This is a genomic window from Sediminibacterium sp. TEGAF015 (assembly GCF_025997995.1).
In the GTDB taxonomy this organism is placed as follows: Bacteria; Bacteroidota; Bacteroidia; order Chitinophagales; family Chitinophagaceae; genus Sediminibacterium.
The window spans coordinates 2,102,617-2,128,069 of record NZ_AP026683.1; the positions used below are offsets into that span (position 1 = coordinate 2,102,617).

General features: G+C 37.7%; 23 protein-coding genes. 9 read left to right on the forward strand and 14 right to left on the reverse strand.

The genetic code is table 11. The annotated features are described in order from the left end of the window. Positions 1 to 35: 35 nt before the first annotated feature. Genes can through lptB form a run of 4 tightly spaced genes read right to left on the reverse strand, consistent with a single transcriptional unit; the run spans position 36 to position 3,788 of the window. Positions 36 to 668, reverse strand: a complete 633-nt coding sequence (gene can / locus TEGAF0_RS09555; protein ID WP_264897949.1) for a carbonate dehydratase — start codon at positions 666 to 668, stop codon at positions 36 to 38. 8 nt (positions 669 to 676) lie between these two features. Further along, positions 677 to 1,432, reverse strand: a complete 756-nt coding sequence (gene fabG, locus TEGAF0_RS09560; protein WP_264897950.1) for a 3-oxoacyl-[acyl-carrier-protein] reductase — start codon at positions 1,430 to 1,432, stop codon at positions 677 to 679. A 19-nt stretch (positions 1,433 to 1,451) separates the two neighbouring features. Continuing rightward, the gene (locus TEGAF0_RS09565; RefSeq protein ID WP_264897951.1) at positions 1,452 to 2,960 is read right to left on the reverse strand and encodes a GH3 auxin-responsive promoter family protein; all 1,509 of its coding nucleotides are present in this window, start codon (positions 2,958 to 2,960) and stop codon (positions 1,452 to 1,454) included. Between the two features lie 45 nt (positions 2,961 to 3,005). Beyond that, positions 3,006 to 3,788, reverse strand: coding sequence for an LPS export ABC transporter ATP-binding protein (gene lptB, locus TEGAF0_RS09570; RefSeq protein ID WP_264897952.1), 783 nt, complete (start codon positions 3,786 to 3,788; stop codon positions 3,006 to 3,008). A 47-nt stretch (positions 3,789 to 3,835) separates the two neighbouring features. Here lptB and TEGAF0_RS09575 point away from each other — a divergent pair, with 47 nt between their 5' ends. Together TEGAF0_RS09575 and TEGAF0_RS09580 are read left to right on the forward strand one after the other, a co-directional pair. Beyond that, positions 3,836 to 4,789, forward strand: coding sequence for a methylenetetrahydrofolate reductase (locus tag TEGAF0_RS09575; protein ID WP_264897953.1), 954 nt, complete (start codon positions 3,836 to 3,838; stop codon positions 4,787 to 4,789). A 116-nt stretch (positions 4,790 to 4,905) separates the two neighbouring features. Continuing rightward, a complete protein-coding gene (locus TEGAF0_RS09580) occupies positions 4,906 to 6,894 on the forward strand; it encodes a hybrid sensor histidine kinase/response regulator (RefSeq protein WP_264897954.1) in 1,989 nt (662 codons plus the stop codon). Here TEGAF0_RS09580 and TEGAF0_RS09585 read toward each other — a convergent pair whose 3' ends face one another. The 7 genes from TEGAF0_RS09585 to TEGAF0_RS09615 all read right to left on the reverse strand — a co-directional run bounded on the left by TEGAF0_RS09585 (position 6,895) and on the right by TEGAF0_RS09615 (position 13,701). Further along, complete coding sequence (locus TEGAF0_RS09585; protein WP_264897955.1) at positions 6,895 to 7,668, reverse strand: response regulator; 774 nt, start codon at positions 7,666 to 7,668, stop codon at positions 6,895 to 6,897. 10 nt (positions 7,669 to 7,678) lie between these two features. Continuing rightward, on the reverse strand, positions 7,679 to 8,755 hold the full coding sequence (locus TEGAF0_RS09590; RefSeq protein WP_264897956.1) for a hybrid sensor histidine kinase/response regulator: 1,077 nt from the start codon (positions 8,753 to 8,755) through the stop codon (positions 7,679 to 7,681). Further along, positions 8,755 to 10,656: a sensor histidine kinase gene (locus tag TEGAF0_RS09595; RefSeq protein WP_264897957.1), complete on the reverse strand. Its 1,902-nt coding sequence runs from the start codon at positions 10,654 to 10,656 to the stop codon at positions 8,755 to 8,757. Before TEGAF0_RS09595 ends, TEGAF0_RS09590 begins: the two co-directional genes overlap by 1 nt. A 5-nt stretch (positions 10,657 to 10,661) precedes the next feature. Beyond that, on the reverse strand, positions 10,662 to 11,057 hold the full coding sequence (locus TEGAF0_RS09600; RefSeq protein WP_264897958.1) for a response regulator: 396 nt from the start codon (positions 11,055 to 11,057) through the stop codon (positions 10,662 to 10,664). Positions 11,058 to 11,080: 23 nt separating this feature from the next. Then, positions 11,081 to 11,728 carry a response regulator transcription factor gene (locus TEGAF0_RS09605; protein WP_264897959.1) on the reverse strand — a complete coding sequence of 216 codons (648 nt, stop codon included), beginning with the start codon at positions 11,726 to 11,728 and terminating at the stop codon, positions 11,081 to 11,083. Positions 11,729 to 11,945: 217 nt separating this feature from the next. Beyond that, complete coding sequence (locus tag TEGAF0_RS09610; protein ID WP_264897960.1) at positions 11,946 to 12,161, reverse strand: hypothetical protein; 216 nt, start codon at positions 12,159 to 12,161, stop codon at positions 11,946 to 11,948. Between the two features lie 64 nt (positions 12,162 to 12,225). Further along, positions 12,226 to 13,701, reverse strand: a complete 1,476-nt coding sequence (locus TEGAF0_RS09615; protein ID WP_264897961.1) for a TlpA family protein disulfide reductase — start codon at positions 13,699 to 13,701, stop codon at positions 12,226 to 12,228. A gap of 69 nt (positions 13,702 to 13,770) precedes the next feature. Between TEGAF0_RS09615 and rlmD the strand changes: the two genes are divergently transcribed. The 6 genes from rlmD to cysS are packed head-to-tail and all read left to right on the forward strand — an operon-like array spanning position 13,771 to position 20,734. Beyond that, positions 13,771 to 15,192: a 23S rRNA (uracil(1939)-C(5))-methyltransferase RlmD gene (rlmD, locus tag TEGAF0_RS09620; RefSeq protein WP_264897962.1), complete on the forward strand. Its 1,422-nt coding sequence runs from the start codon at positions 13,771 to 13,773 to the stop codon at positions 15,190 to 15,192. Between the two features lie 5 nt (positions 15,193 to 15,197). Further along, positions 15,198 to 16,040: a rhomboid family intramembrane serine protease gene (locus TEGAF0_RS09625; RefSeq protein ID WP_264897963.1), complete on the forward strand. Its 843-nt coding sequence runs from the start codon at positions 15,198 to 15,200 to the stop codon at positions 16,038 to 16,040. Position 16,041: 1 nt separating this feature from the next. Then, positions 16,042 to 16,965 (forward strand): rhomboid family intramembrane serine protease, encoded by a 924-nt coding sequence (locus TEGAF0_RS09630; protein ID WP_264897964.1) that lies wholly within the window; start codon positions 16,042 to 16,044, stop codon positions 16,963 to 16,965. Continuing rightward, a complete protein-coding gene (locus TEGAF0_RS09635) occupies positions 16,965 to 18,086 on the forward strand; it encodes an endonuclease/exonuclease/phosphatase family protein (RefSeq protein ID WP_264897965.1) in 1,122 nt (373 codons plus the stop codon). Before TEGAF0_RS09630 ends, TEGAF0_RS09635 begins: the two co-directional genes overlap by 1 nt. Before the next feature lie 21 nt (positions 18,087 to 18,107). Continuing rightward, positions 18,108 to 19,211 carry an endonuclease/exonuclease/phosphatase family protein gene (locus TEGAF0_RS09640; protein ID WP_264897966.1) on the forward strand — a complete coding sequence of 368 codons (1,104 nt, stop codon included), beginning with the start codon at positions 18,108 to 18,110 and terminating at the stop codon, positions 19,209 to 19,211. 17 nt (positions 19,212 to 19,228) lie between these two features. Further along, entirely contained in the window at positions 19,229 to 20,734 is a 1,506-nt protein-coding gene (gene cysS / locus TEGAF0_RS09645; protein ID WP_264897967.1) for a cysteine--tRNA ligase, read from the forward strand. Between the two features lies 1 nt (position 20,735). Here the strand turns inward: cysS and TEGAF0_RS09650 are convergent, their stop codons facing one another. Together TEGAF0_RS09650 and TEGAF0_RS09655 are read right to left on the reverse strand one after the other, a co-directional pair. Next, the gene (locus TEGAF0_RS09650) at positions 20,736 to 22,925 is read right to left on the reverse strand and encodes a penicillin acylase family protein (RefSeq protein ID WP_264897968.1); all 2,190 of its coding nucleotides are present in this window, start codon (positions 22,923 to 22,925) and stop codon (positions 20,736 to 20,738) included. A 26-nt stretch (positions 22,926 to 22,951) separates the two neighbouring features. Then, positions 22,952 to 23,860 (reverse strand): sugar phosphate isomerase/epimerase family protein, encoded by a 909-nt coding sequence (locus tag TEGAF0_RS09655; protein ID WP_264897969.1) that lies wholly within the window; start codon positions 23,858 to 23,860, stop codon positions 22,952 to 22,954. 42 nt (positions 23,861 to 23,902) lie between these two features. On the opposite strand from TEGAF0_RS09655, the gene TEGAF0_RS09660 reads away from it, so the two are divergent. Next, a complete protein-coding gene (locus tag TEGAF0_RS09660; RefSeq protein ID WP_264897970.1) occupies positions 23,903 to 24,379 on the forward strand; it encodes a hypothetical protein in 477 nt (158 codons plus the stop codon). Between the two features lie 18 nt (positions 24,380 to 24,397). Here TEGAF0_RS09660 and TEGAF0_RS09665 read toward each other — a convergent pair whose 3' ends face one another. Further along, a complete protein-coding gene (locus tag TEGAF0_RS09665) occupies positions 24,398 to 25,435 on the reverse strand; it encodes a nucleoid-associated protein (RefSeq protein WP_264897971.1) in 1,038 nt (345 codons plus the stop codon). Between the last annotated feature and the right edge of the window lie 18 nt (positions 25,436 to 25,453).

The following is a 25,453-nucleotide window of genomic DNA, read 5'->3' on the forward strand; positions in this document are numbered from 1 at the left end:
CATTCCTAAAATGAATAAACGGGATATAATCCCGTTTATAAATCATCAAATTCATACAGAGCATCTATATGTGTTCCCGCCTGCATTTCCTGAATAGGGTTTATAAGTCCGTCCTGTAAATCGTAAACCCACCCATGTAAATGTGGTGCTTTTCGCTCTTTCCAGGCTTTTTGAATAATGGAAGTCTTTGCCAGGTTCAGCACCTGCTCCTGCACATTCAGTTCCACCATTCTGTTAATTTGATCATTTTCATCCTTAATTGCATCTACCTCCTCTCTGTGAAAACGATGTACATCTTTAATATTTCTGATCCACTTATTTATGATGCCAAAATTATGATTGGTCATAGCTGCCTTAACTCCACCACAACCATAATGACCACAAACGATAATATGCTTTACCTTCAGCACTTCTACCGCATATTGCAACACACTTAATAAGTTCAGGTCAGTATGTATGACCATGTTGGCTATGTTCCTGTGAACAAAAATTTCTCCAGGTTGGGTGCCTGTTATTTCATTAGCGGGAACCCTACTATCACTACAGCCAATCCAGAGAAATTCAGGATTCTGCACATGTACTAACCTATTAAAATATTCCGGATCAACCGCCAGCTTTTCTTTTGCCCAGGTTTTATTTTCGGCTAGTAAACGTTCGTATGATTGCATAAATCAATTTAAATATTTAGACCACCGCATGCACTGATAACCTGACCGGTAATATAAGAACTCATATCACTTGCAAGGAATAAAGTAGTGTCGGCAATCTCTTCTGCTTTACCAAATCTGCCGAGTGGAATTTTTTGCAGGAATTGTGCTGCTCCATCCCCATCTTTTAAATAATGGGTCATGTCGGTTTCAACAAACCCCGGTGCAATTGCATTACAACGGATATTTCTGGAACCCAATTCTGCAGCTATAGATTTAGTGAAGCCTATTATTCCGGCTTTGCTGGCTGCATAACTACTCTGGCCCGCATTTCCACGAATACCAATAATAGAACTCATATTGATAATGCTACCCTGTTTAGCTTTCATCATCGGTCGGATTACTTGCTTGGTCATATTATAGATGCTCTTTAGATTCACATCCATCACTTCATCCCACTGCTCTTCGGTCATTCTTAGCAACAGGTTATCCTTAGAGATACCCGCATTGTTAACGCAAACATCAATGGCACCAAATTCTTTAATGGTGTCATTTACCAGTGCCTCGCAATCTGCAAATACAGCAGCATTGCTCTTTATCGCTTTAGCTTTTACCCCCATTGCTTCTATCTGCTGAACCAGAGCAGCTGCTTTCTCAGCACTACCATCGCTAACATAAGTTAAAACGATATGACTTCCGTGTTCGGCTAATTTCAAGGCAATAGCGGCACCAATCCCTCTGGCTGCACCTGTAACAATTGAAACTTTTCCTGCTAATAACTTCATCTGATTTAATTATATAATTCTATAAAAAATTACGTTTGATTTCTTCAACAAATACCCGCTCATTACTTAATCTGGGTACTTTGTGCTGCCCACCCAGCTTTCCTTTTTGCTTTAGCCATTCATTAAAAACTCCATTAGGTAACGAATGTATTACAGGCTTTGTTAAAGCAATATCCCGGTGACGTTTGGCTTCATAGTCGCTATTCAACTCTTTTAAAGCAGCGTCTAATGAACTTCGAAATAACTCCATCGAATCAGGATTCTGTTCAAATTCAATCAACCATTCATGCGCACCCGGAGAATTTTCTCCAAAATAAATGGGGGCTGCTGTATAGTCTTTAACTACTGAACCTGTTTGCTCACAGGCAATAGCAATAGCTTTATCAGCATTGTCTGCTATTAACTCCTCTCCAAACGCATTTATATACTGTTTTAGTCTACCAGTTACTTTTAATTTGAAAGGAAATTTACTGATGAATTGCACTGTATCTCCCACAAGGTAGCGCCATAGCCCCCCGTTGGTACTGATTACAATTGCATATTGCTGACCAATTTCAACGTCTTTTAGTCCTATAGTTTTTGGATTAGGCTTGCCGTATTCAGCAATGGGCATGAATTCATAAAAAATACCATTCTCGGTGAATAAAAGCATACCTTCCTCTTCCGGTGAAACCTGTGCTGCAAAAAAACCTTCGCTGGCATTGTACATTTCCAGATAGTGACAACCTTCACCAATTAATTTTTGGAACTGTGTTCTGTAGGGCGTAAAAGAAACGCCTCCATGAATATATAATTCCAGATTGGGCCAGACCTCTTTAAGGGTTTGCTTTCCTGTGATTTCTAAAATTCGTTTGATTAAAATCATGGTCCAGGTAGGCACTCCTGAAATAGAAGTAACATCTTCCTGAATGGTATGCAAGGCCATTTTTTCAATTTTTGCCTCCCATTCGTCCATTAAAGCAATCGATAATTCGGGGGTTCTGATCCAATTAGCCCAAATAGGGGTATTCTGCAATAAAACAGCACTCAGGTCTCCATATTGCATATCATCATTGATTGGACTTATTTGATGACTACCGCCAATAACAAGACCCTTCCCCGTTAACAGATCACTTTCCGAGCGATTGTTATAGTACATCGTAAGCACATCTTTGGCACTTTGAAAGTGGCAATCTTCCAGGCTTTCTTTAGTAATAGGAATGAACTTGCTTTTATCACTAGTGGTTCCGCTGCTTTTGGCAAACCAGTTTACAGGGGTATTCCACAGTACATTTTCCTCCCCCTGCATAATCCGATCTATATAAGGCTTTAAATCTTCGTATTCATGAATGGGAACCGTCTCTTTGAATTTTCGGATATTAAAAAGTTGATTGAAACCGTACTTTCTGCCAAACTCCGTGTATTGTCCATGGGTAATCAGGTCCTGCAATACCTCTCTTTGAGAAGCAACAGGATCATTGGCCCATTGTTCAATACGCCAGTGCCTTATACGGGCTAAACGGGATATAGCAGGGCTTAATAATTTCATGATTAGCGTACGGCAAAATACGGCATCCGCAGCAGAAAATCAATATCAATCAAGGTTTTGAGACTGATTTTCCTTGGCCATATCAATGATCCAGTCTTTTCTTTTTAATTCGAAATTGGTGCCCAAATACAGTCTTCTTACCTGTTCATCATCCGCTAACTCTTCAGCGGTTCCGTGTTTAAATATTTTACCTTCAATTAAAAGATAGGCCCTATCACAAATAGAGAGTGTCTCATTAACATTGTGGTCGGTAATCAATATGCCGATATTCTTGTATTTAAGTTTGGCCACTACTGACTGAATATCTTCCACAGCTATCGGGTCTACGCCAGCAAAGGGCTCATCCAATAAAATAAACTTAGGATTAACGGCAAGTGCACGGGCTATTTCCGTCCTTCTTCGCTCACCCCCGCTTAAACTATCGCCATTGTTTTTTCTTACATGGTGTAAGTTGAATTCATCCAGGAGTGATTCCATTTTATGCTGTCTCTCAGCCTTGGTTAGCTTTGTCATTTCCAGCACGGCCATAATATTGTCTTCTACCGTCAACTTTCTAAACACACTGGCTTCCTGAGGCAAATACCCAATACCCAGTTGCGCTCTTTTATACATAGGAAGTTTCGTAATATCCTGATCATTCAGAAAAACCGTACCCTGATCTGGCTTAATAAGCCCAACCACCATATAAAAGCTGGTGGTTTTTCCGGCCCCGTTCGGACCTAGCAAGCCAACTATTTCACCTTGCTGAACACGAACAGAGACATTGTTTACAACCGTCCTGCCCTTGTAGCTCTTTTGTAAATTGTTGGTTTGAATAGTAAGATTCACAGGTTAACGCTTTATACAAATGTAATATGTCGTTTGTATATTGCAACATGAAAGTTACCGAACATATACAGCAGGCCAAGGATACATTAATTTCATTTGAGGTATTACCACCATTAAAAGGCAAGACCATCCAACATGTATTTGATCACTTAAATCCCTTAATGGAATTTAAACCCAGCTGGATCAATGTTACTTATCACAGAAGTGAAACGGCTTTCAAGAAAAAATCCGACGGAACTTTCGAAAAAGTGGAAGTGCGCAAAAGACCAGGCACGGTAGGCATCTGCGCCGCCATCATGAACCACTACTCCATAGACACAGTACCCCATTTTATTTGTGGAGGCTTTAACAAAAGAGAAAGTGAAGATGCATTGATCGATCTAAACTTTCTTGGTATTGACAACGTACTCGTATTAAGAGGGGATGCCGCCAAAAACGAAGCCAGCTTTGAACCAGAACCCGATGGCCACAAATATGCCATTGATTTACAAAAGCAGGTGGTAAATTTAAACAGTGGGATTTACTTGGACGATGATATTCAAAATGGAGGAAAAACCAATTTCTGTATCGGTACTGCAGGTTATCCCGAAAAACATTTTGAAGCACCCAATCTGGAAATCGATTTACAAAGACTCAAAGAAAAAGTAGACGCTGGTGCAGACTATATCATGACCCAGATGTTCTTCGATAATCAGAAATATTTTGATTATGTAAAAGCCTGCAGAGACATGGGCATTACTGTGCCAATTATACCAGGACTAAAACCCATTACCAACAAAAAACAACTTTCTATCTTACCCAGAATATTCCACGTAGACATTCCAACCGATTTATCCAATGCCATTTCCAAATGCAAAACGGATGCGGAATGCGAGCAAGTGGGAACCGAATGGTTAATTCAGCAAAGCAAGGAACTCAAAGCCTTTGGCGTACCTGTCCTGCATTATTACACCCTGGGCAAACCCAAAGTCATCTGGAATGTTGTGAAAGCCGTGCACTAAGTGATTGTAGTTTATTAAAATAATATTAATCCGAATAATTGATACATCATTAGCGAATTATTGATAGACGCTGCGCTGAAATATTGATAAATTTGACGAATATCAATAGTTTATTAATGCTTCATCTTTTAAACAGCATTTCCACCGCTAATAGTGTATTATTATCAGAAGGAAATATAGACAAAGCTATCAATGAAGTGATTGCAGCACTTGGTACTGCAACACAGGTAGACCGCGTCTATGTTTTTACAAATAAAAAAGTCGGCAGCGAATTACGATTATATTATACACATGAATGGTGTAGAGAAGGTATTGAACCACAATTTGGGAACCCAGAATTGAGTGATGTTTCCTACGATTTTTTCCCCTACATGTATGAAACTCTGTCGCAAGACAAATACATGTACGGTCTTGTTGAAGACTCTCCCAACCAAATGTTCCGGGAGATTATGGAATCTCAAGGCATCTTAACTTATTTATTTACTCCCATATTTTGTGATGGAGATTATTGGGGCTGGATTGGTTATGATAATTGTACAACAAAAGATCCGTGGGAACCAGAAGTAGTTCAGGCACTATACACAGTAGCCAGAAATATAGGTATCCGGCTTTCGCGTGAAAAAGCAGAAAAAGAACAAAATAAATTATTGGAAAGGTTTGAACTAACTATTAATGCATCCCAACAAGGAATGTGGGAATGGGATATTACCAATAATAAATTGAACTTCTCCCCTTTATTCATGAAAATGATTGGCTACGAAGCCAATGAATTTGAACATACTTATGAAAATTGGCGAGTAAGGGTTCATCCAGATGATATCAATATTGTAGAAAAAAGTTTAGACGACTATTTTAATAATACTGAAAGAACCTATCAAAACGAGCATCGCCTTAAACATAAATCTGGACACTATGTTTGGATCAATGGATTTGGTATAGCAAAAAGGGATGCAAATGGCAAACCCATTTATATGGTGGGCACACATGTAGATGTGACTGCATTAAAAAAACAGCAGGAAATTTTAGAGGAACAAAAAAATGAATTTGATAAGCTGATTAATAATCTAGGAGAAGCAGTTTTCCGACTCAACAGCTACAATCAAATTACCTTCATGAATCAATACTGGAATGAAATCTCTGGTTATGCCATTGACGATTGTATAATGCAACCGATTACAGGATTTTTTGAAGAATCAGAGACACCATTAATTCTTGAACAGATTGATGCATTAAAGATTAACGAGTCTGGAAAATCTACAGTTGAAGCCAAATTGAAACAAAAGAACAATGGCTGGAGATGGGTTGAACTATCCTTAAGAGAAAACAAAGCTGCCTCTGTAAAAGATTATTTTATTGCAGGCAGTATAATAGATATTCATGACAAAAAAATTGCATTAGAGAAAGAAAAGGAGTTGGCAGAACTAAAAGCAGGGTTTGTAAGTTTAACCTCACACCAGTTCAGGACTCCGTTAACGGTCATTTTCTCCAATATTGAAGTAATTGAAATAGCTGCTAAAAAACTAAATATTGAGCTTTCTGATAGAATTAAGGATTCTGCAGGAATGATCAAAGATCAGATTGAGCGAATGACACAGTTGATGGATAATATTCTATTGGTAGGCAGATATGACGCTCAGCAATTAGCATATAATTTACACCCGATTAGCTTATCAAAATTTGTACAATCTATTATCAAAACTTATTTCCAGAATGAAACCGACGGAAGGACTGTTGTATTAAAAGAAGAAGCTTCAGATAAAAAAATAGCCGCAGATGAATTGCTTTTCATGCATGTAATCACGAATATTATTTCGAATGCTTTTAAATATTCAAAAGGTTGCCCCAATCCGGAAGTTACCATCAGCTACGAGGCTAATAAGGCAAAAATAAGAATCAGAGATTTTGGCATTGGAATTCCTGAAAATGAAATTGAGAAAGTGTTTCACTCCTTTTATAGAGCATCCAACACAGTCACCTATCAGGGCTCAGGTCTGGGGCTATCCGTTGCCAAGCAATTCATGGAATTACACAATGGGAAAATACTCCTAAGCAGCAAATTAGGTGAAGGAACCGAAGTCCAGTTGGTCTTGCCGTTAATTCAGTAATTATTTACTAGAAATAGCTGAGGAATAAGCTTTAGGTGGCTTACCATATTTTTTCTTGAAGCAATGGCAGAAATACGCAACAGAATTAAACCCTGATTGAAAAGAAACCTGCTTTACGCTTGTGTTACCCTGGCGAAGCAGAACCTCAGCCTTCATCAGCTTGATTTCGGTGATATATTGTTTGGGGGTCATATTGTATTTCGACTTAATCATTCTCTCAAGAGTAGAAACACTAACAGACATTCTTTTAGCTATAGAAGGAATGGTATTTAAATCGTCTTCATTCAGTTTTTCAACAATGGCTTCAAATGAATCTTCAAAGAAATCTTTTGATTCTGAAGAAGTGATATTTTTAGAGGCCAGCAATCTTTTTTGTTTTACTTTTTCTTCATTCACCTGCAGAATACCAGTCAGGTTCCTTATTTTAAGTAACAGTTCTTTTGACTTAATAGGTTTTACTAAAAAGTCATTTGCACCCAATTCTAAACCCTGTATAATTTTATCTTCTCCTGACATTCCGGAAATGATAATTACTGGAATCATATTGGTTGAAGGATTGCTTTTTAACAACCGGAGAAGTGAAAAACCATCCAACGGATAAGGCAACATCAAATCCAACAAAATAATATCCGGCGTGAACTCTCTTAAAATTTCAAGCGCTTCATTTCCATCCGCAGCTCCTGCTACTTCATATGTTTCCTGTAAAATAACTTCCAATGACATGCGAAGCATTTTGGTGTCTTCTACAATTAAAACCTTTTTTCTTTCGTTCATAGAATCTGTATTATAAGTTCAATAAAATTTCTGTTTTAATACCATTTGGCTGAATGTCTTCAAAAAGAATTTGACCATTCTGACTATGTATAATCAATAAAGCCAATGCCAAGCCTATTCCTAAACCCTGCTGCTCCAGTTTCTTTCTTTTTACCTGACCAATAACGCCCGACTGAGATCGTAACTCTGACGCTTTACAAGTATTTCCTGCATCTAAAATTTGGATGTTAATACCATTGGATCTGAATGTAGCACTGATCAATACATTTTTTCCTTTCTCAGAAAACTTAAAAGCATTGTCCACCATTTCATATAAGGCGATAGAAAATAATTCCGCACTAAGAACTACTTCACTTTCATCAATTTCAGAGAAAACCAAATCCGATTCACGGTTGTATTCTTTTGCAACCTGAAGACAAATATTTTTTACCAGATCGCCCAATGCAACTTTTCTGCGGTCACTTACCTGAGCAATACCTGATATTTTTAAATCATAGTAGGTTTTAATCTTACTAAAGGTTTGTTGCAGTCTATTGCTTGAACTTTCCAGATAATTACAGAAGTCCTCAATTTCATTATTGGCTAATTCACTTGCCTTCTGCTTAATCAAATTGGTAAAAGATAGAATTCCATGCATAGGTGTCTTGAATTCGTGACCAACCATCAGAATAATGGTTTGTTCAAGACTATTAATTAACCTTTTCAAATGCTGCTCCAGCTGATCTTTTCTCTCTAATCTTCTTTCGATTGACTGAAGCAATTCAGCACTTTTGAAGGGCTTAAAAATATAATCATCAGCCCCTAAATTCATTCCTGTTCTAAGATCATTGTACTGAGCTTTGGCTGTTAAAAAAATTAATGGAGTTTCAATGCCATTTTTACGAAGCTGCTCCAATAATCCAAAACCATCCAGTACCGGCATCATAACATCACATAATATTAAGTCTGGCTTTTTTTCCTCAGCCTTTTCAAGGCCTACTTGTCCATTCTCAGCTGTATCAACAATAAAATCATTAAGTTCAAGAATTGTTTTTAAAGAGTCTCTGATATCTCTTTCGTCCTCAACAACCAGTATTCGCTTACTCATTATTTTAAAATTTTATTGCTATCAAAAGGGAAACGGATACTAACCAATGTGCCTTTATTCCGTTTACTTCTAACACGTAAAAAACCACTATGATGATCTACAAAAAATTTAATAGTCATTAAACCGAGTCCGGTACCCTCTATTTCGCCCACATTACCTCCTCTTACAAAGGGCTCTCCTAATCTTGAAAGATCTTCTTCCTCAATCCCAATTCCAGCATCAGCCACTGTAACAAACCAGTATTGATCAGTAAAACTTACCCGGATGATAGGATCTTGTGTGGAATTTGAAGAATACTTAAATGCATTACTCAAGAGATTGGAAAGAATATGCCTTAGCATTGTTTTATCAAATTTTACTAGTCGAGGTGCCCCTTTGGTAATAACCTGAAGTATTCTGCCATCTGTCCAGGGGTTATAAGACTCTTCTTTAATTTCGTGCAACATGAGCTGAATGTCCAGCAACTCTAACTGAGGCTTAATCTTCCCTGATTCAATTTTACTGATAAATAGGAAATCATTCATCAGCTGTGTCATTTTATCAACCTGTCCAACAATTCTATTAATATATACAGCACCTTTTTCTGCCATTTCTGGAGTTAGCTTGCTATATACCATTTCTAAAATTTCAGCACTGGATAGTATTACTGACAAAGGTGTTCTCAATTCGTGAGAGACCATCGACATGAAATTGGTTTTCATTTCGCTCAGGTTTCTTTCGCGCATTGCCGTTTCCAGTAAATCTTTTTGTGCTTTTAACTGATCGGTAATGTCTGTAAAGAACACAGCAACAATTTGCCCGCGCTCTCTAACATGATTAAACCTGGCCATGTAATAACGCATGGTTCTTAATTGACCATTTTTGTCGGTTATTACAATCTGCTTCTCAGTACTAGGCGGTAAATGATAGCCACTGAATACGGTAAATAGCGTTTTTCGGAAATTCTCAAGACCAGACTCAATTAACTGGAAAAGGCTGCTTTCACCCAACATATCCTGATCTAATCCGGTTATATTCAGCCACTGAGAATTCACAAAATTCACCGCTCCATTCATATCCAGCGTAATAACCAACTGATCAATATTGTTAAACATTGATTTTAGTTCGTTAAAATGTTCCTGAAGCTTTCGCTCGCCTTCTTTTATGGTAGATACATTAATGCCATAGCCAATTACATATTCAACTTTACCTTGCATTCCAATAACAGGAGAGAATCTGCGCAGGTTATATATGATTTTACCAGAACCGTCAATATTTTGTTCTTCAAATTCAACTGTTGTTTTGGTATCTATACACTTATTAAACAGCGCTCGTCTATTTTCTGCTCCTTCTGTACTACGATTTGCCCTTTTACAATATTCATAATCATCTTTTCCAATAATCCATTTTCGCAGTTCAGCATTACTAATGGCAAGTTTATTTACAAAAAGGTATCGGTGAGAGGGGTCAAAAATGGCTATATCCGCAGGTATATTGTTCATTAAATCCTCATAAAAATGTTTCTGAGAATTGGCAACACTTAGGATATTGTTTTCCTGAGTTGTCTTTTTATACAACCATAAATGACCAATAATTTTCTCATCTTTTTTGTAGGGAATATAATCTCTAAGTAAAGTGTCGCCACTTTTAAACTGAATTACCTCGTTAAGCACTTGTTCACCGTTAGCATAAATAGATTCTATCCTGGAAAGGAATAAGGAGGGCTCCATAAAATAGTCTGCTGAATCTACAGCACTATCCTTACAATTAGCACCAATTAATATTTCACTGGGAGCATCAATACCAAAAAGTGTACAGAATGGCTGATTAACATATTGTATGATATGATCTGAAGACTCAAACAGCACTGCATTAGGCAGGCTATTGAAGATAAAAGACAGTTCCTCTTTTTTCAGATTCATTGTTATTAATTGAGTTGTGATATGCCCAAATTAATGGCATCAATCAACACTTCTTTCCGCACTGGTTTTTCAAAACATTCCAAAACTTTATTACTCATTCCTTCTTTTACATAAATTGACAAGAGATTCGCTGTAATAACAATAATCCGAACTCTGTCTTTTAGCAGACTATCCTGATTCACCAATGCTATCACTTCATTCCCGTCCATATTAGGCATGTTCAGGTCTAGCAACATGATAACTTTTTTAGTTGGATGCTCGTACAAATACTTCATAGCATCCGTCCCATCTGATACACCCACCAAGTCAACTTCAAGCGATTTAAGCATATGCTTTAGAATAACCCGATTGATATTATCATCATCCGCAATCAATAAAGTATATAAAGAGCCTGTTGTCATTTTTTATGAGGGGGATGGAGTAGTTAATTTTTACCTGACAATCTGTTAATGAATGCCATTTTAGAGTTCACTTTTACCTTTTTGTAAATGTTCTTAATATGCTCGTTTACGGTTGTATAAGACACATTTAAAATGGTAGATATTTCCTTGTAACTCGATCCTGCTACCAATAATTCAGCTACCTGAATTTCTCTTTGCGTTAAGCCAAATTCATTAAAACGATCAGCGCTTCCATTTGAATTAAATCTTGTTCTTGCTGTTTGTATTAATCCTGTCATCGTTTCAGGATCCAAAACAGTACCTCCTGATTTAAGCACTTCAATTTGCTTTTGCATTTCTGCTAACCTGAATGGCTTTAATAAAAAGCCGTTGGCTCCATTCATCATAGCCTGCCATGCAACCAAAGGATCTTCCATACCACTGATTACCAGAATTTTTACACCAGGGTAATAGCTACTGATAATTGAAATTGCATCTAATCCTGAAATACCTGGTAATCCAATATCCAATAAAACACAATCAGGAACAATCCCTGCATCCTGACGTATACTTATCCATTTTTCAATACGGTTACAGGAAAACACAAGAGACATATCTTGCTGCAGCGAGATATAATTCTCCATGGTTTTTCTTAGCTGAACATCATCTTCTATAATACCGATTAAATACATGTTTGTTTTTTACAATTCTTATAATTATTAGGAATCTGTACTAAAAACTTATACAAAATTAACCAAATAAGGATGCCGTATTTTCCCTTAAACTAGGGATAGCTTTAATAATAAATCTACAAAATTGAAAAATGAAAAACTATGAGATTAGTCATAAAAAAAGCGGAGGCCATCTTTCAATAGCTCCGCGTATAATCGGGGGATAAAAAAACTGAACTTAGTTTCTCGAAGACGATTGTTTCATGTTGTTTTTGGCCGTAAACTGAGATGCAGTAAGGCTTTCCTTGGTTTCGCCGGTATTCTTTACTAAGCTGTTGGTTAACAAAAGAAACACAGTTACCAAGTAGGTAAACACAATTGAACTGATTACAGCAGCTGATAATCTAAATCGCTGATGATGTTTGTTTTTGATTTCTTCGTAGATATGGTCCATGTTGTAAAATGACTACAACATGTTTTAAGTGAATATCAAATAGCAATCATCCTATGAAAGGAAATCAGCGATTTTTTGCATCCATCAATGCGTCAAACTGTTCAAGGGTCAGTTGCTTAGCCAAAATGCGCTTGTTTTCATCTAATAAATAGAATGTTGGCGTCTTAAAAATATCATACAACTGCCTGTAACTGGGCATTCCTGCTTTTTCCTCGGCCAACCGGTCTTCCTTAGTCTGATAAACATGAATCCATTCTACTGAGAGATTTTTTTCTGCTATAAACTTCTTCCATGACTGATTTTCGTTTTCATAAATATTCACAGAATATACGGCCACCCCATTTGCCTTCCATTTTGCCTTATACAATGAGTCAAATCTGGGTATTTCTTCTTTGCAATGACCACAATTGGGATCCCAGAAAGCAACCAGCGTAAAAGGTGCTTTTACCTCATACAATTGCTTCTTTTTGCCGGTTGTGTCTGTCAGATTCAGCACAGGTGCCTGTTGTCCTAATTGATTGGCCATCAGGCTATAAGCTCTCTCAGTAATCGTTTTTCGGGAAGCCGGATTCAATAAAGCTGTATCACCTTTGGCATAAAAATTCTCAAACAGGTACACAAATACCTTATCCTGTCCCATAAATTCGGGATTAATATACTTGTTGGTAAATTTGGTTAACAGATAAGGGTAAATCTCTTTTGCTGTTTTAGCCATGAATAGCATTTCCTTCACTTCTTGAATAATAGAGTCTGGCTCGGGAGACACATAATAGGTAAAGTAATCATCCAGTTTGGGTTCAAAAAACGGGGTTCTCAGTAATAGATCTTCATTAAAGAGCACATCATCCCAGAAGTGCTGTTTAACATATTGATAGGGATAAGCTGAATCAGGCTTCCCTTTAATCATAGGAACTGCAGGCAGTTCGGGCCTTTTCATAACATGAAACAAGGTTGACAATAATGAACCAGGATGTTTCTGGTGTATATTTTGCTGATACTGTTTTATCTCCTTTTCAACTGTGGCTAATGAAGCCCTAATTTTGGCGGCGTCTTCCGGATTGGCCGAAAGTAGTGAAGACCTCAATTGCTGAGCCTGTTTCCCTTTAGCATTGGAGAACTGAGCATATTGCTTAAACAGATCATTATCAGGAGATCCAATAATCTGAGCAGACTCCTTGGCCGAAGTATCCCCTTTAATTTCAAATTTCTGTTTGCCATCCATTAAAAACTCAAATTGAATGGTATAATTAGGAGAAACAACAAAATAAATGCCCCTGGTTAGTTTTTTATCACCTTTGAAAACACCCTTGCTATTTATGTCTAAAAAGGCGGAATCAACTAGGGTCATGCCTTTCCCAAAATAACTACCTAGGTAAATTTTAGTATTTTTTAGAGGGGTAAGGGTGATGGAGATCTCTCTGCCTACATTGGCGGTCGTAGATTTTTCTGCTTGCTTTACAGGTTTTTTCTGTGCAAAAGACTCCTGGCCTAACCCAATTAACAACCCATTCATTAACACAACCATCATTAAACGACGCATACACAGTATTTAAAGCTAAAAATAAGCAATTTAGGGGGCTAAATAGAAAACGCAACCTACCTTTACAAAGTGAGAAAACAACGAAAAACAGTCGTACTTGAAAAAGTACTGGTAGAAGACTATGCAGCCGAGGGAAAATCGCTTGCCAGGGTAGATGGAAAAGTCATTTTTATTGAGGGAGCTGTTCCCGGAGATTTGGTAGATATTCAGTTAACCAAAAGTAAGGCTGACTGGGCCGAAGGTTTTACGATTCATTTTCATAGCTATTCCTCAGATAGGGTACAACCTTTTTGCAAACACTTCGGAGTATGTGGAGGTTGTCAGTGGCAAATGCTACCCTACGAAAAACAATTGTATTACAAACAAAAGCAGGTTACAGACAATCTTACCCGGATAGCTAAAATTCCTTTGCCGGGCATTGCACCCATATTAGGGGCAGACATTACAAGAGAATACAGGAATAAAATGGAATACACATTTGCAACCCGCAAGTATATTCCAACCGAAGAATTCCGACAAATGAAAACAGCCGGCGTCAATTTTGACCTGGAACCCGGAGCTGCAGGATTCCATGTTCGTGGTTTTTTTGACAAAGTGGTAGAAATTGATACTTGCCATTTACAAAAAGAACCAACTAACCTTATCAGAAAAGCAGTAGCGGCTTATGTATTAGAAAACAAATTGCCGTTTTATAATATTAAAACACATCAGGGTTGGATTAGAAACCTCCTGATTAGGAATACTACAACCGGAGAGTTAATGGTTAATATGGTAATTGCTTATGAAGATAAAGAACATCGCATTGCCTTATTAAATCAGTTGCTGGCTCAGTTTCCTGAAATAACTACTTTGCTTTATACCATTAATGGCAAAAGAAACGATAGTTTACACGATCAGGAACCCATTGTTTATCATGGTAAGGGATATATTATAGAAAAGCTGGAAGATTTAGCATTTAAAATCAGTCCTAAATCTTTCTTCCAGACCAATACCAGACAGGCTGAAAAATTGTATGCAGTAACCCGAGAATTTGCAGAACTGGATGGCAGTCAGCTTGTATATGATTTATATTGTGGTACAGGCAGTATCGGGCTTTTTGTAAGCAAATATGCTAAAAAACTGGTGGGAGTTGAGATGGTGGCCGATGCTATTGAAGACGCCAAAGAAAACGCAGCCATTAACGGAGTAACCCATGCTCGCTTTTTTGCGGGAGATGTGATTGATATTTGTGATGATGCATTTTTTGCTGAACACGGGAAAGCTGATGTAGTAATAACGGATCCGCCAAGAGCAGGCATGCATGAAAAGCTGGTAAAAAAACTGCTCGAAATTGCAGCGCCTACCGTTGTATACGTCAGTTGTAATCCCGCAACGCAGGCAAGAGACCTTGCTTTATTAAGCGAGAAATATGAAGTAACCAAAATACAACCGGTAGACATGTTCCCACATACTTTGCATATAGAAAATGTAGTACAGCTCAAACTGAAGTAATTATTATGACAGAGTTTAGACCCAGTAGATTTGAAATATTACCAACGATTGTTAAAAACCTGCTGATCATCAATGGGCTTTTTTTTCTTGCCCAAAATGTAATATCCGGCCCTGCAGGATTCCTGAACATGGAAGATATATTTGCACTGCACGGATGGCAAAGTAATTTATTTCAGCCATGGCAACTGGTAACTCATATGTTTTTACATGGCGACTTCGGACATATTCTAGGGAATATGTTTGCACTCTGGATGTTCGGATCGGTTTTAGAGAATCTGTGGGGATCAAAAAGGTTTCTTACTTTTTACCTGATTTGCGGATTGGGAGCAGCCTTTATTCATTTGCTTTTTTTAAGTTATGAATTTATACCCCTGATGAAAGATTATCAGGTATTGTTCAATCTGCACGAAGACGGTGGTGCATCTTTAAACAACGCAATGATCCGCTTTATTGATCGCTACAATATCCGTTTTGAAAACCACAGTGAAATCATTAATGGTCTTAGATACAATCCGGACAATGCCATGGCAAGTGCCCAGATGTTTGAGGCCTTAACCAACTTCTACGAAAAAAACATCAACACCGCTACATTGGGAGCCAGTGGTGCAGTTTTCGGAATCCTGGCTGCTTTTATATACCTATTTCCTAATACGTATATCTATATTTATTTTCTGTTTCCTATAAAGGCAAAGTGGATTGGACTCTTGTATTTTTCCTACGAATTCTTCTTCGCCCTAAAAAACTCAGCCGGGGACAATGTAGCCAGATGGGCGCATATAGGAGGCGCGATTGTAGGATTATTAATTGTAATAACCTGGAACAAAACCCGCAAAAAAACGTTCTATTAATATGTCACTCTTATCACAAAAAAGTACCAGAAGCATATTATTAGGGCAGGACAACAATGCGCTCGTATTTCTGTTCGCAGTCAATTCACTTGTATTTTTACTGATTAACTTTATCCGGATCATTTACTTTTTGTCGGATATACCATTAGAGTTTTTCAACAAGCAAATCCTCGACTGGTTTACTTTATCGCCAGTACCAGAGATTTTTTTCTCCCGTCCATGGACCTTGTTCACTACCATGTTTACACATTTAAGTATCTGGCAGTTAATTAGCAGTTTATTGTGGCTTTGGGCCTTCGGATTTATTTTACAGGACTTAGCTGGCAACAGTAAGCTATTACCCATATACCTGTATGGTGGATTTGCAGGGGCAGTTGTTTTTCTCTTAACCAATAATTTATTTCCTGTTCTGGAAAGAAATATACTTGCCACCCCTGCCATGATGGGTGGAGGTGCTGCTGTTATGGCTGTTGCATTGGCTACCACCACGCTCGCACCCGATTACAGATTATTCCCCATGATTAACGGCGGTATTCCACTATGGGTGCTTACCCTTGTTTTTGTAGCAATTGATTTTGCTACACTATCTGGAGGCAATGCTGGCATAGGTGCAGCTCACTTAGCTGGTGGTGCCATGGGATTTTTCTTTATTAAGCAACTACAAAAAGGCAGAGACTGGAGTGCATGGATGATTGGGCTGGTAGACTGGTTTGACAATCTGTTTAATCCTGAAAAAAAGAACAATCAATTAAAACAACAGGAAAAACACTTCTACAGGGTAAATAGAAAACCTTATGAAAAAATAGCAAATGTTACCCAACAAAAGCTGGATGCTATTTTAGATAAAATAAACCAGCATGGTTATGCGTTCTTAACGGATGAGGAAAAAGAATTCCTCAACAGAGCCAGCGATCAAGACTTATAATGCAAAAAAACAGTCCATTCTTTACAAACACAAAAAAAATCTTTACGATTGGTGGCGCTTTGCTGATTCCATCATTTGTTATCAGTTCTCTGAGTAGCTTTTTAAATCCTGCTATATTCAGGGGTATCACTTTTTTTGCCATCGGATTTCCCATTTTATTCGTAGCTGTTTTTACATGGTGCCTGCTATCTGTGACTATTTTCTATCCGCGAAAATGGTGGTATTTTATAATTTTGATTTTAGGTACAAAGAACCTATCAAACACTTATCCGTTCAGGACAGAAAAAGAGTTTAAGAATACAAAAGAAAGCAATACTGTAAGAGTTGTTTCCTGGAATGTAAATGAATTTCTATACGGTGAAGCCGGTGATAATTCATGGGTTGTAAAACAGAAAAGCATGCTTGATTTTTTAAAAAGCATGAATGCAGACGTACTTTGCTTTCAGGACTATATTGTATCTCCGGGATATGCAGAAAGAGATGTAACTAAATATATAAAGGATTCACTTGGCTTTTCTCATTACTTTTTCAGCATGGACGACCTGGACTATGGTACAATTATTTTTTCTAAATACCCTATTACAGATAGTGCAAGAGTAAAATACAAACTCAGCTCTCATCCTGAAAGCGTTGCTCATGCGGACATTAATGTGAATGGGAAAAATATAAGAATATTCACTACTCATTTCAAGTCGATGTTTTTGCATCATAATACATTAACTCCGGAATTATTGGGTGATTTAAAATATGTAAAAGAAGACACTGCTTTATTATTTCACTCTAACATGTTGGAAAGACTTGAGTATTTCGACAGGATTCACAGTAAACAGGCATTGCTGGTTTCGCAGGAGTTTAAAAAAACGAGGACTCCTTTTATTTTTTGCGCTGACTTGAATTCTGTTCCTGCCAGCTATGTTTATCATACTTTACGAAAATATACCAAAGATGCCTATCTGGATGCTGGTTCAGGTATTCGTGGAACTTACAGAAGTGCAAAATCGCTTTTAAGAATAGATGTAATACTAACTTCAAAAAATCTATCCGCAAAACAATTTTACAGCCCATCACTAGACTTGTCCGACCATTATCCTATTGTGGCAGATATTAGCCTGTCCAATTAAATGTTTTTGTAATTTTAGTCTATGGCCAAGGGTTGGATAAGAAAGACAACAAAGAAAATATTCATCATCAGTAACGCAATCATAGTATTGGTCTTTTTGATTGCTTCCCTCTCGCCTTATGTAAATCCCAATGATTTCTGGCTTCATGGCATACTGGCACTATCTACCCCCTATTTAATTTTACTGCTAATATTATCGGCGCTTTTCTGGTTAATTACCCGACCCATCTGGTCCTTATTACCAATCATTGCACTTTTAATAGGTTGGCAACAAATAGTGGTTGTGTTTGCATGGACAGGGAATGCAATTTTCACCAAAAGAAAAGCAGAAAATCATTTCAGAATTGTTAACTGGAATATTCAGAGTTTTAATGGGCTTTCTAAAAACAAACTGGCAAAAAAAATGGTGCGTGAGGAAGTGGCAGCCAGCATTTTAAAGACTTACCCTGATATAATTTGTTTACAGGAATTCAATACTGCCAAAACTGAAAATAATATTCAGCTATTTAGTAAAACCCACCCCTACTATTACTTTTCAAGAGACTATCAGCGAAATGATGGTGAATATCAGTCGGGCTGTATTATTTTCTCAAAATATCCGATGATAGATACAGGGAGAATTGCTTTTCCATCAGAAGAGAGTCTGATTTATGCGGATTTACTAAAAGGAAGTGATACAATTAGAATTTTCAATACACATTTACAATCATTTAAGTTTAAGAAAAACGATTACGCAGATATAGAAAAAATAAAAGACCCTAATGAATCTTCTTTTAGTGCCACTTTGCGTTTAATGCGAAAAATGAAAGCAGCCTATAAAAAGCGAGGTGAGCAAACAACATTGGTCAGTATAGCAATGGAACGCAGCCCTTATCCCAGTATAATCTCAGGAGATTTTAATGATGTTCCTAATTCTTACACTTATTTTTCTATTAGAGGGAACAAGAAAGATGCTTTTTTAGAAAGAAGTTTTGGCCTTGGAAGAAGCTTTATTTCTATTGCACCCACTTTACGAATCGATTACATTTTACCAGACCAGCAATTTGATGTAAAGCAATTTGATATGGTAGACGAGGCCCTTAGTGACCATATCATGCTTGTAGCTGATATTCGTTTAAGAAAATAAAATAACTTTGCGGCATCATGTCGCTAAAATTATATAACTCACTTACCCGCAAAAAAGAAAGTTTTCAGCCCATAAACCCACCCTATGTAGGGATGTATGTTTGTGGACCAACCGTAAGTGGAGAAAGCCATTTAGGTCATGCAAGACCCTTTATTACGTTTGACGTACTCTACAGGTACTTACTATTTCTGGGTTATAAGGTCAGATATGTAAGAAATATAACAGATGCAGGGCATTTTGAGGAAGAGGGAAGAGCTGCAGAAGATAAAATCAGCAGCAAAGCAGTTTTAGAAAAGCTGGAGCCAATGGAACTGGTACAAAAGTATACCAATATGTACCACTGGGCCATGAATCAATTCAACAACCTGCCACCCAGCATTGAACCCACAGCAACTGGCCATATTGTAGAGCAAATAGAAATGATTAAAAAAATCATTGAAGACGGTTATGCTTACGAGGCAAATGGGTCCGTTTATTTTGATGTAGAAAAATATAATACTGACTTTTCTGCCAAAGGGCAGCCTTATGGAATTTTGAGTGGAAGAATACTGGACGAACAAATTGAAAGCACCAGAGAACTGGATAACCAGGATGAAAAAAGAAATAAATCTGATTTCGCACTTTGGAAAAATGCACCACCCGAGCATATCATGCGCTGGCAAAGTCCATGGGGAGAAGGATTCCCTGGCTGGCATATTGAATGTTCTGCTATGAGCACCAAATATCTGGGAAAAGAATTTGATATACATGGCGGCGGAATGGATCTTCAGTTCCCCCATCACGAATGTGAAATTGCACAGAGTACAGTATGTAATCATCAAATGCCTGCCAGATATTGGATGCATAATAATATGATTACGATCAACGGTAAAAAGATGGGTAAGAGCTATAATAATGTGATTAAGCTCAGCGAACTATTTAGTGGCACACATCCTATACTGGAACAGGCTTATGCTCCATCTACCGTTCGTTTTTTTATACTACAGTCTCAATACAGAAGCACACTGGACTTTAGTAACGAAGCTTTACAGGCCAGTGAAAAAGCACTCAGAAGACTGATGGATGCTTACGAATGGTTAATGAGCTTCAACGCCAATACAGTTGAAATTGCTGCAGACAAAGTGCTTGATGAGAAAGTAGAAAAACTGGTGAATGAGTTCAATGAATTCATGAACGACGATATCAATACAGCTAAAGTAATTGCCAATATGTTTGAATTGGTGCCTGTTATCAATTCCATTAAAGACAAACATATTGCTGAAAATGCTCTAAGCAGTGATACTATCAATCTGGTAAAGAAACAAATGCAAGCATTTATCATTGATATTTTCGGCTTACAAACTAGCAAAGCAGACAACAATGACAAGTTGGATGGAGTATTGCAACTATTGATAAATATCCGCAAAGAAGCAAAACAAAGAAAAGACTTTGTTACTTCTGATAAAATCAGAAATGAGCTGGCCCAACTGGGTGTTCAGTTAAAAGACGAAAAAGACGGCGGCATGAGTTATACCATCCAGTAGGTTATTCCCCTGGATGGTATTCCTTTTCCTTATTTTTCATTACGTCTTCCTTGTAAAAGAAAACATCTTTGAACTTACCGTATACAAATCCTTCTGCCTGATCTTTAAAATGAGGAGATAAGGGATTGTTGCTATGTCCTCCTGTTACTATCGTTTTTGCTTTTACTCTTTCTCCAAATTCAACAGCTGCTATAAAGCTATTGCCAGAAAAACCATAGCGACCTTTTGAACTATACATAGACCTGCTTTCAAAAGCGGGTAATGATCCCCAACGGGAAGAAGTCAGTGGAACCGCCAGACTAGGTTTATTATCATCATAAATTTCAGCAAACTTTCCTGAAAGTCTTTGGTAACGATTAATAGCACCCCAGCGAACCTGCCAACGACCATATTTTCCTGTCAACTCGTTCAACACATCGCGTAGCTGTTCCATCATGATTTTTCCATTAATACCATTAGCCATTGCGTTGAACCTGCCAATGATTTCTGTACTCTCTTCTTTGGTTTGTGCACTTGGCCACAAAGCATTGATTTTAGTAGCCCAATCAATAGCAATGGTGGTTGCAACTGAGCTTGTATCCGATTCTTTATTCCATATTCTTAAAATATCAATTGCTGGTTTAATATTCATTTTTAATGAATCAGTATTAGGTGTTGCATCATATGCTCTAAATAAAGGTGGCAACAAAATATCAAAAGCAGCCAGATATCGGTTATAACCAATTTCAATTAACCCATCCAAAGTGATGCTGTCTTTTTTATTCAACAATCTTATGGCATTTAATCCTCTTGCATTCTGACCGTCTGGAGCCATATAATAGGGGTAGTTGTTTCTATTCGGGCTGCTTTCTCCGGCAAGAGTGTATGGGGTTGCATTGCAATTCTGCATCCAGCCGCTAGAAGGATTAATCAGATGCACAGTCTCTTCTAAGGGATGCGGACCCTGCCATTCTGTTGCAGAAGTTGAGCCATCTACTGGCAGCGTATAATCATACCCTGGATTTCTTTTGGGAACAAAATTCCCGTGCCAGTATGCAATATTGCCTTTGTTATCTGCATATACTGTATTATTCGTCGTATTAGACAGTCCACGCATGGCTTCTGTATATTCCTCCAGATTCTGTGCCTTAGTAGTTTTCCAACTTTGAATCAATGCTTTTAAAGAACGGTTATACTCTTTTAAAGCCAGCCATTTATCCTTACGCTTAGCCACGATTGGACCGTGGTGTGTATAATAGGCTGTAAAGGTTTTCGCCAGTTTTTCTCCATTTGCAGTATAATAAATTGTGATGGACTTAGACTTAACCGGTAAAAGCTTTTTGTCGTATTCGTACATCCAGCCCTTAGTTGTCTTACTGATTTTTTCTTCATACAAATCTGCTACATCTGTGTATCCTGATGTATGCATCCAACCCAAATTTTCATTGAATCCCTGATAAATAAAAAACTGTCCCCAGGTTGCTGCACCATAAGCATTCAAACCCTCCTCACTTACCAATTGTGCTTCTGATCTAAAATAAAAGGGAACATGGGGATTAATATACAACATGGCATTACCGGTTGCTGAACGCTTGGGGGCAATAGCAAATCCATTGGAGCCTCTTTCTTCAATTTCCTTTATACCATTGAATGCAATGGCACTTGTCTCCGGACCATTTTCATAAAACTGCTTTATTTCATCCACGGATGCTCCACCAGTACTGGTAGCAGAGACACTGCCATCGGTGTACATCAGATGAAACCAGGGTTCAAATTTTTGTAACACAACAGGTCTTACTTCTGGATGCTTATATAAAAAATAATTAATGCCATCAGCATGTGCATTCAACAATTTTTTGAGCCATAGTGGACTCTGTAAATAATCCTTTTTAGCATCATTGCTATCTGCAATTAAACGCATCAGCAAGTCGTTGTAAATTACTTTCTCTCCCTCCATTTCGGCCCTTCTGCCAAGCATTTCAAGATAATTGCGTTCAATACGTTCAAAATTTTCTTCGCACTGGGTATACATTAATCCAAAGACCGCATCAGCATCTGTTTTTCCATAAACATGGGGAACACCGTATTTATCACGAACAATGTTTACCTGCTTAGCCTGCAACTCCCATCGTTTTATATCAGCAGGTGTGGGCGATTGCGCACCAGCAGTATAAACAATTAATATACTCAGAAACAATACAATCTTTTTCATACTCCTAATTTCGTTTATGTATTAAGCTATTTGTAGCCCCACTGCTTCATTACTTTAATATCTTCCCTGATACAGTCTATCGGAGGGATACCCTGATAAGCTTCTTGCTCAACAATAAAATGAATGGTGCCTCCATTCTTTAAGCCTTCGTCAATAATTTCTTTTACCTTCTGTACCCCTTTACCCAAAATGGTACTTTCATAACCATTTCCACTCGCTCGCTTTATCTCGTCTTTTACATGCATGGAAACAAATCTTCCGGGATACTTTTTTACAATTGCGAGCGCATCTGCACCCGTTCCATATAAATTGCCCATGTCAAACTGCTGTGTCACCATGGAAGGATCAGTATTATTCAACATGACTTCATACATGGTTTCCTCGCCCATCATTTGAGTAAACTCAAAATCATGATTATGATAGCCAAATCTCATTCCGGATTTTTTACATAGCTCACCACATTTATTAAATACCTCCATGAAGCGAAGCATATCGTCTTTTGATTTTCTTAACCCTGATTCCAGCGAAGGACTAATTACCAACTCCTGACCTGCAATAGCAGCGTCTTCAATGGTGTATTTCCAGCTGTCAGTAAAGTCTTTTTTGGAAGCGTCCCAGTGACTGGCGCCCATAACAGTATGACCAGAAGGCATTTTCATTCCTAAATCATCTAATACCTTTTTGAAGTCTGCTGCAGCATATCCGTAGAACTTTCTATTCACATAGTTAGCATGCTCCACATTTTTATACCCCATTTCTGCAACAGCTTTTAAAGTACCAAGGGGATCTTTACGCATATCATCTCTTACAGAATACAATTGCACCCCTGTTATAAACTTCTTTTTGGCAGCTGCAGAAGCCCATGAAGGCATAGAAACAGCAGCCAATGCAGCTAAAGTTCCCTGTTGTAAAAATTTACGGCGGTTCACTGGCATAATCATCGTTTTTTTGTGATAACCAAAGTACGCAAATTTTGTATGAAAGCAGCAACTGTGCATGAAATCAAACAGGCATTAATGGGTAATACAGCCAAAGAATTAGCGGAACTCTGTTTACGTCTGGCGAAGTTTAAAAAAGAAAACAAAGAGTTGCTTACCTATTTACTTTTCGAAGCAAACGATGAAGAGCTCTACATCAAGGAAGTAAACCAGGAAATCAGTTCAGAGATGGATGAGATTGACCCAGGTCAAAATTTGTACTTTGCCAAGAAATCTATCAGAAAAATCCTGAGAATAGCTAATAAACATATTCGGTACATGGGATCAAAACAAGCTGAAGTAGCTATTTTGCTTCATTTCAGTAAATGTTTAAAGCAATCAGGTATTCCTTTTATGAAGAGTACAGCACTGAATAACCTATACCAGCAGCAACGGAAAAAAATAGAAAAATCGTTAGGCACCTTGCATGAAGATCTTCAATACGATTATCGCAGAATGATGGAAGATATTTTCTGATTGAATTTAGTAATGTTGCTATTGCTCCTGATCAAAGTATAATTTGTAATAATGCTTGCCTGTCATTTCATCGTAGCCTTTTTCTATAAGGTCTCTTCTTCCATGTACATACACATGAAAATTCTTATCAAGCTTTAAAATACTTTTGAAATGGCGCTGTTGTTTTTGAATAGCTGCCGGATTAATGGCAAACTCGTCTTCAATATTAACCTGCTTGGCTACTTCATATTGCTGTTTGTATTGCGTAAAACTTTCAATCACTTCAGGATGATATAAAACTTCTTTGCTGAACTCCTCCATTTGAAACTGATCATGTGTTTTAAAATAATCCATGCTTCGTTGGAGCATATCAATCTGATCGGTTTTACTGGTTTCAAAATGTTCATTGAGTTCGTTGCTGATGAACAGCTTGCACATTCCCAGTGCTTCATTGGTATTATGGTAACTATTTATAATAGGAGAACTTTGTAAAAAAATCGATTTCCAGAACGCCCCATCTGCCTGTCTGGCTGCTGATAACTCATGAATCAAGACTATAAAACCCTGATCGGCTTCTTTTTGCAATATCAAAGCCCCCTTTTCTGCTTTTTTTAAATCAATTCCCTCTTCAATGGACAATTGAATATTTCCTGGCTTGGTTTTTACTTTAAGAAACTGGTCTTTAATGGAAGTATGAAAAAGGCCGATAGCACGATATGCGGATCCATCAAAACCAATATTATCAAACTCGGCCAAATAAAACTCACCGGATTTTGCATGGACCGATTGAGACTTCAAATGAAAATGCTCTGCCAGTGTTTTACTAGCAGATTCTAGTGAAAGTTCATTACTAAATAGCTGATTTATAATAGTATAGACCAAATTATCCTGTGTTTGGAGTCGGTATTGTTCGGCTTCATTAAAGGGCTTCAGGAAAAAATGGGCAAGGGTTTGCTGCCAGAATTCATCGGGCAAATGATGGGTTGTTTCCGAAAGAATTAGTTGGCCACCTTGTGCAGCATTACCCGCCTGATGTACCATTAATTGCTGGATGATTACGCTTGAAATATCATTCATATACCTGCGAATATAAAA